Source organism: uncultured Senegalimassilia sp., assembly GCF_934632265.1.
Classification (GTDB): domain Bacteria; phylum Actinomycetota; class Coriobacteriia; order Coriobacteriales; family Eggerthellaceae; genus Senegalimassilia.
The window spans coordinates 1-6,659 of sequence record NZ_CAKTYH010000108.1 but is presented as its reverse complement, the minus strand read 5'-3'; the positions used below and the strand labels follow the sequence as shown (position 1 = coordinate 6,659).

Here is a 6,659-nt window from a genome sequence, read left to right as displayed (position 1 = left end):
TTTGACTTGTTCAATAAAAAATGGGCGTTGACCTGCGTCAACGCCCAAAACTGGACACACTTTTTGTCCTATAAGCCCAAGCATCAACTCGAAAAGTTTACCCAATGTGACGCCCCGAATACGAGCAACGTAACAAACTGCAAACTCAAGAGACCAGAATGGGCCAGTGAAAAGCATGTCATATCTTTGGAACCATCATTAATCAGGGGCACACGCCTTAACTTAGCGTATTTGCATACATGTCTGACGCTCTGAAGTTATGATGCAATACAAAAAGGAGCGGCCCCGAAGGACCGCTCCTTATAAGCTGAAATGGCTGAGATGCTTATTCAGCAGCAACCGTGTAGTTCTTGTTCACGGAAGAGTCGACAGCAACACCCGGGGTCATGGTGCCGGAGACGCTGACGGACTTGACGTACTTGCCCTTAGCAGCAGCAGGCTTCATGCGCAGAATCTCGTCGTAGACGGCGCCGTAGTTCTCAGCGAGCTGCTCGGGAGTGAAGCTTGCCTTGCCGATGATGACATGAGCAATACCATAACGGTCAGCACGATACTCCACACGACCGCCCTTGAGCTCCTTGATAGCCTGAGCGACGTTCGGGGTAACGGTGCCGAGCTTCGGGTTCGGCATCAGACCACGGGGGCCGAGGATCTTGCCCAGGCGGCCAACCTTGCCCATCTGATCGGGAGTAGCAACAGCAGCGTCGAAGTTGAACTCGCCAGCCTGGATCTGAGCGGTCAGCTCGTCGGTACCGACGATGTCAGCGCCAGCCTCGCGAGCAGCGTCAGCTGCAGCGCCCTCGGCGAAAACGGCGACGCGGACGGTCTTACCAGAGCCGTTCGGCAGGGAGACCGTGCCACGCAGCTGCTGATCGGCCTGACGGGTGTCGATACCCAGGCGGAAATGAGCCTCGATGGTCTGATCGAACTTGGTGGTTGCAACTTCCTTCACCTTAGCGAACGCCTCAAGCGGAGCGTAGGTGGCATCGCCGATCTTCTCGACGGCAGCGCGGTAAGCCTTGGAATGCTTTGCCATGATAGTTCCTTTCGTGGTTCGTAGCGAGCTTATGCGGCTTCTAACGCAAAGCCCTTCCACTGTCCAAAATCAAATGCATCAATCGATGCGGAATTCTTAAGCCTCGCCCCTGAGGATAGCGGCCAGCTTCTTAGAAGGCACGTAGGTCTTCTTCATCTCGACGCCCTCAACGCGCACGCCCATGGAACGAGCGGTGCCGGCAACGATGCGCATGGCGGCATCAATGTCGTTTGCGTTCAGGTCGGGGAGCTTGATCTCAGCAATCTCGCGGAGCTGGTCCTGAGTCAGGGTGCCCACGAACTTCAGCTGCGGGATGCCGGAAGCGGACTTCAGGCCCAGCTTCTCCTTGATCAGCACGGCCGCCGGCGGGGTCTTGCAGACGAAGGTGAAGGACTTGTCCTCGTACACCGTAATCTCGACAGGGATGATGGTGCCCTTCTGCTCCTGCGTCTGAGCGTTGAACGCCTGGCAGAACTGCATAATGTTGACACCCTGAGCACCCAGAGCCGGGCCGACGGGCGGGGCCGGATTCGCAGCGCCAGCAGGAATCTGCAGCTTGACGAAGCCGGTAACTTTCTTCTCAGCCATTCTAATTACCTTTCAAAATGCTTTTGCACTATATATCTTCACAGCCTAAGGAATGAGAAGCCCCGGTCCACGCGGGCACGCCTTAAAACTGCAGAGACCATTCTATATGCAGGAAACCTGATCGAACGAAAGCTCCACCGGGGTTTCACGACCGAAGATCGAAACCATTACCTTAACCTTACCGGCATCAGGCATGACCTCCGAAACAACGCCGTCAAACTCGGCCAGAGGACCGGAGACAACCTTAACGGCCTGCCCTGCCTCAAGATTGGTAGAGGTCTTCTTCGGGGCCTCGTGACTGGTACGCTTCATGATCTTGTTGTACTCGTCACGAGTAAGCGGCGCGGGTTTGCTATCGGCGCCGACAAAACCGGTAACACCGGGAGTATTGCGAACAGCGGCCCAGCTACGGTCGTCAAGCTCCATACGAACCAAGACGTAACCCGGGAAAACCTTCTTTTCGCTTTCCTTACGACGACCGCCCTCTTTGATCTCGGTAACGGTCTCAGTAGGAATCTCAATCGCGAAGACGTTGTTCTCAAGACCCATGGTTTCGATACGGGTTTCAAGGTTCGTCTTCACCTTGTTCTCATAGCCGGAGTAGGTGTGAAGCACATACCACTTCTTCGACATGCCTTATGCCCCCAATCCGGAAATCAAAAACAACAGCGGAGTGATAATGCCGTTGTCAAGAACAGCAACGTAAATACCGAAGAAGAGCAGCGCAGCAACTACGACAACGCTCCAGCGAAGAACGTCCTGACGGCTGGGCCAGGTTACGCGCTTCATCTCAGCCTTAACATCCTTAAGGAACTGGAAGCGCTTCTTCTTAGGCTTAACAGCTTTCTTCTCGGCCTTCTTTTCCACAGCCTTGCTCTGCTTGGCGTCTTTAGCGGAATCATCGGCCTGAGATGCTTTACCGAACAGCTTCTTCTTAGGAGCTTCGGTATCAGCGCTTTCGCCCTGAGCTTGCTTCAATGCCTCAGCAGCTGCTTCGGCCTGACGAGCTTCCTTGCGAGCGGCGCGAGCGGCAGATGCCTTCGCACGCTGAGTTTTTGATTTCTTAGCCATCTGATTCCTTTAGGGATCGTTTTACCTCTAAACGCCAAACAAGCAGCCTGGCATCAAGCTGCTGATCAATTTAGCAACCTGACTACAAGCTGCTCGCTATTCGAGCTGGCAGGCCAGGAGGGACTCGAACCCCCAACATGCGGTTTTGGAGACCGCCGCTCTACCAATTGGAGCTACTGGCCTATGCCCGTGCTAACCTCTGAAAACTATCGGGTTTCCTTATGCAGGGTGTGCTTCTGGCACCACTTGCAGTACTTCTTCAACTCGATACGATCAGGGTTGTTCTGCTTGTTCTTCTTGGTCGTGTAGTTACGGCGCTTGCACTCCGTACACGCCAAGGTAACCATCGTGCGCATGAACTCTCCTTATAAGCCGTATTCAAACAAGCTTGAACGCATACACATGAATCTTTAGAAAGGGCCCGCCCGGAAGCGGGCCCTTTAAAGCTGCAGCTTAAAACTAAGCGATGATCTTGGTCACTCGACCAGAACCAACGGTGCGGCCACCCTCACGGATAGCGAAGCGGAGGCCTTCCTCCATTGCAACCGGGTGAATCAGCTCAGCGGTGATGGTCACGTTGTCGCCAGGCATAACCATCTCGGTGCCCTCGGGCAGGTGAGCAACACCAGTGATGTCAGTGGTGCGGAAGTAGAACTGCGGACGATAGCCATCGAAGAACGGGGTGTGACGGCCGCCCTCTTCCTTGGTCAGGATGTACACCTGGCCCTCGAACTTCTGGTGCGGAGTAACGCTACCAGGCTTGCAGAGAACCTGGCCGCGCTCGATGTCCTCGCGCTTGATGCCACGGAGCAGGCAGCCAATGTTGTCGCCAGCCTGAGCCTCGTCGAGCAGCTTGCGGAACATCTCGATGCCGGTGCAGACCGTGTTCTGGGTCTCCTTGATACCGACGATCTCCAGCGGGTCGTTCACATGCAGAACACCACGCTCGACACGACCGGTAGCAACGGTACCACGGCCGGTGATGGTCATGGTGTCCTCGACAGCCATCAGGAACGGCTTGTCAACGTCACGCTCCGGCGTGGGGATGTAGGAGTCAACAGCATCCATGAGCTCCCAAACCTTGTCCTGCCACTCCTTGTCGCCCTCCAGGGCCTTCAGAGCAGAACCACGGATGACCGGGATGTCGTCTCCGGGGAACTCGTACTCGGACAGGATCTCGCGGGTCTCCATCTCGACGAGCTCGATGAGCTCCTCGTCGTCGACCATGTCGCACTTGTTCAGGAACACGACGATGTAGGGAACGCCGACCTGACGGGCGAGCAGGATGTGCTCGCGGGTCTGAGCCATGGGGCCGTCGGTAGCAGCGATAACCAGGATAGCGCCGTCCATCTGGGCAGCACCGGTGATCATGTTCTTAACGTAGTCAGCGTGACCAGGGCAGTCAACGTGAGCATAGTGGCGAGCATCGGTCTCGTACTCAATGTGAGCAATGGAGATCGTGATGCCGCGCTCGCGCTCCTCGGGAGCCTTGTCGATGTTCTCGAAGGCGGTGAAGTCAGCGTGAGCGGTGCCATGGGAGCCGTCGTTCTCGGACAGCGTCTTGGAAATAGCGGCAGTCAGCGTCGTCTTACCGTGGTCAACGTGACCGATGGTGCCGATGTTAACATGCGGCTTGGAACGCTCGAACTTCTCCTTAGCCATGTTTCATCCTCCTTATAAGGATCGCTTTCGCGAAACGAATCTAAAATAAAGCGCCCGATAAATCGGGCGCAGTGTAAGTATTGGTAGCGGTGACTGGATTCGAACCAGTGACGCCACGGGTATGAACCGTGTGCTCTAACCAACTGAGCTACACCGCCAAAAAGCTGGAGCCTGCGATCGGACTTGAACCGACGACCTCTTCCTTACCAAGGAAGTGCTCTACCAACTGAGCTACACAGGCGAAAGATGGTGGGCGCGCTAGGATTCGAACCTAGGTAGACAGAGTCAACGGGTTTACAGCCCGTCCCCTTTAACCACTCGGGCACACGCCCATGTTTCGCTGCTTAATTCATGTGCATTTATCAAGCTGCCTGCTTGCGGATCGGTGAGAACCCGAACGCGCGAGCAGTGGAATCATACGCTAGCTGAGAAACCGTGTCAACCCTTTACACGGCCCCGGGTGTATCCCCTTCAAACCTTCATAAAGCTTTGAAATCCGATAACCCGTTGCTGTTGGCCTTTCGGCTTTCCAGCTGGCGTTCCACTCCGAAGCTCACTGTTTTGAGCTCCGCAAGCGAGGAAGTATATTACGGGATAGTGGCGCTTGTGGCAACCCCTTTTTTCAACTTTTTTTGAAAGTTGAAAACTCCCCTTGATGACTCCATGGGGCCTGTTTATCGGGCGTGCATCATTTTCCCTGTTCAGCTCCCACCTAATGTCCGCTTGATGCTCTTGAGGCAACCTCTCGATCTACTTAAGCATCCCTTATGCTATGCGGGATGCTGCTCTGAAGCTATCCGGCGACTGCCTCCTCCTTCCTATGTCATATGCCGCTCATCGATCATGGGCTCCAAAACGAATCGAGGGGAAGGCCTCTGCCTTCCCCTCGATTACTTGAATATCTGGTTGTGCTATCTATGACCTATGTGGCCTAGACCTAGAACTGGAGCGCGTGCGTGAAGTTCGACCACGAAAGCGAGTCGGTATTGCGCACAGAGGCTCCAAAGGTAGGAGCATGCACGTACGGCGTCCCACCGTAACCGCCGGCGATTCCAACGTGACCGTAACGCCACAGAACGTCGCCCGGACGAGCCTCGCTGACGGACACCACGCGAGAAGCGCAGGCCTTCTGGGACTCGCTTTGGTGCGGCAACTCGATGCCAAGCTGACGATAGGCCCACGTGACCAAACCGGAGCAGTCGAACGAATCCGGTCCCTCAGCGCCCCAAACGTACGGGCAACCGATACGCGAGCAAGCGTAGGAGTACGCAGCACTGTTGTCGCCGGCAGAACCGCCACCGCTGGGATAGACGATGGTACTGCCACCGCCGCTGTTGCCGCCGCCCTGGTTGCTGCCACCGCCGCCGGAGCCGCCACCCTGGTTGCCGCTATCGTTGCTTCCGCCGCCCTGGTAGCCGCCGTCGTTTCCGCCGCCATTGCCGCCGGCTGCGGCAGCTGCAGCCTCCGCCTCTGCCTGTGCCTGGGCAGCCGCTGCGGCAGCAGCCGCAGCCTGCTCCTGCTCTAGAAGGGCACGTGCCTCTTCGTCGAGAGAGTTCATAAGGTCGGTGGCGTTTTGCACCTTGACCTGAACCTCATCATGGATTTGCTTGCATTCCGCGGCCTTCTGAGCGGCGATCTGCTCCTGGCGGGCAAACTCGTCCTTGGCAGCCTGAAGCTGTTCGCGAGCGGCCTTGGTCTGATCAACCAGGTCGGCATCGTTGGCGTTGATCTGGTTCAGCAGCTCCCAGTTCTGCGTGAACTCGGCAAAAGACGATGCGCCGAGCAGAAAGTCGATGAACGTGGTGGAACCGGAGCGGTACATGCTGCGGGCGCGCGTGCTCAGACGATCTTGCAGACCCTCGATTTCCTCGGTGGTCTCGTCGATCTTAACCTGCTGCTCCTCCATGGAGCGCTGGGCGCTTTCCTGCTCATCGAGAGCGGCATAGTAGTTTTCGCCGGCGGTCTCAAGATCGGCCTGTAAGCCGACCAGCTGATTGCGGACGGCATCCGCCTCGGCCTGCTTTTCAGCGGCCGTTTCAGCAAACGCGAACTCGGGGATGATAAGCGACATGGCGCCAAGCGCCGCTGCGCCGCCGATGAATGCTCGCCTGCTGAGATCGATTATATGTTGGCTCATCCAAGAACCTCCTAGATTGAGCTTTCGTGCTGTGGTTACGGGCAATAGCATCGCATATGATAGCACGGAGAACGCTTGCAACAAAAACGCTTGTGTGCTTGCGTTCATAAAACCAGTTCATGCGTATGCTTTAGCGCAAACCTCCGAAACGCGAAACGGGGAAGC

7 protein-coding genes and 4 tRNA genes are annotated in these 6,659 nt (G+C 56.3%); all 11 read right to left on the bottom strand.

The window, feature by feature from the left end; genetic code table 11:
* Positions 1-325: 325 nt before the first annotated feature.
* A complete protein-coding gene (gene rplA, locus Q0H50_RS07740) occupies positions 326-1,036 on the bottom strand; it encodes a 50S ribosomal protein L1 (RefSeq protein ID WP_294421088.1) in 711 nt (236 codons plus the stop codon).
* Positions 1,037-1,132: 96 nt separating this feature from the next.
* The gene (rplK, locus tag Q0H50_RS07735; protein ID WP_366936651.1) at positions 1,133-1,624 is read right to left on the bottom strand and encodes a 50S ribosomal protein L11; all 492 of its coding nucleotides are present in this window, start codon (positions 1,622-1,624) and stop codon (positions 1,133-1,135) included.
* A gap of 102 nt (positions 1,625-1,726) precedes the next feature.
* Positions 1,727-2,257 (bottom strand): transcription termination/antitermination protein NusG, encoded by a 531-nt coding sequence (gene nusG, locus Q0H50_RS07730; protein WP_042434717.1) that lies wholly within the window; start codon positions 2,255-2,257, stop codon positions 1,727-1,729.
* Between the two features lie 3 nt (positions 2,258-2,260).
* The gene (gene secE, locus Q0H50_RS07725; protein WP_294421085.1) at positions 2,261-2,695 is read right to left on the bottom strand and encodes a preprotein translocase subunit SecE; all 435 of its coding nucleotides are present in this window, start codon (positions 2,693-2,695) and stop codon (positions 2,261-2,263) included.
* A gap of 106 nt (positions 2,696-2,801) precedes the next feature.
* Positions 2,802-2,878: transfer RNA gene (locus tag Q0H50_RS07720), tRNA-Trp, on the bottom strand.
* Between the two features lie 23 nt (positions 2,879-2,901).
* Complete coding sequence (gene rpmG, locus Q0H50_RS07715) at positions 2,902-3,051, bottom strand: 50S ribosomal protein L33 (RefSeq protein WP_042434722.1); 150 nt, start codon at positions 3,049-3,051, stop codon at positions 2,902-2,904.
* A 103-nt stretch (positions 3,052-3,154) separates the two neighbouring features.
* Entirely contained in the window at positions 3,155-4,357 is a 1,203-nt protein-coding gene (tuf, locus tag Q0H50_RS07710; protein ID WP_294421082.1) for an elongation factor Tu, read from the bottom strand.
* Positions 4,358-4,438: 81 nt separating this feature from the next.
* Positions 4,439-4,515 (bottom strand) — tRNA-Met (locus Q0H50_RS07705).
* Between the two features lie 7 nt (positions 4,516-4,522).
* Positions 4,523-4,598, bottom strand: a tRNA-Thr gene (locus tag Q0H50_RS07700).
* Positions 4,599-4,604: 6 nt separating this feature from the next.
* Positions 4,605-4,689, bottom strand: a tRNA-Tyr gene (locus tag Q0H50_RS07695).
* Between the two features lie 605 nt (positions 4,690-5,294).
* The gene (locus Q0H50_RS07690; protein WP_294421080.1) at positions 5,295-6,494 is read right to left on the bottom strand and encodes a C40 family peptidase; all 1,200 of its coding nucleotides are present in this window, start codon (positions 6,492-6,494) and stop codon (positions 5,295-5,297) included.
* Between the last annotated feature and the right edge of the window lie 165 nt (positions 6,495-6,659).

Excerpts from the sequence above, each read along its gene's own strand:
- rplA (WP_294421088.1), bottom strand. The coding sequence starts at position 1,036 with ATGGCAAAGCATTCCAAGGCTTACCGCGCTGCCGTCGAGAAGATCGGC.
- rplK (WP_366936651.1), bottom strand. The coding sequence starts at position 1,624 with ATGGCTGAGAAGAAAGTTACCGGCTTCGTCAAGCTGCAGATTCCTGCT.
- nusG (WP_042434717.1), bottom strand. The coding sequence starts at position 2,257 with ATGTCGAAGAAGTGGTATGTGCTTCACACCTACTCCGGCTATGAGAAC.
- secE (WP_294421085.1), bottom strand. The coding sequence starts at position 2,695 with ATGGCTAAGAAATCAAAAACTCAGCGTGCGAAGGCATCTGCCGCTCGC.
- rpmG (WP_042434722.1), bottom strand. The coding sequence starts at position 3,051 with ATGCGCACGATGGTTACCTTGGCGTGTACGGAGTGCAAGCGCCGTAAC.
- tuf (WP_294421082.1), bottom strand. The coding sequence starts at position 4,357 with ATGGCTAAGGAGAAGTTCGAGCGTTCCAAGCCGCATGTTAACATCGGC.
- Q0H50_RS07690 (WP_294421080.1), bottom strand. The coding sequence starts at position 6,494 with ATGAGCCAACATATAATCGATCTCAGCAGGCGAGCATTCATCGGCGGC.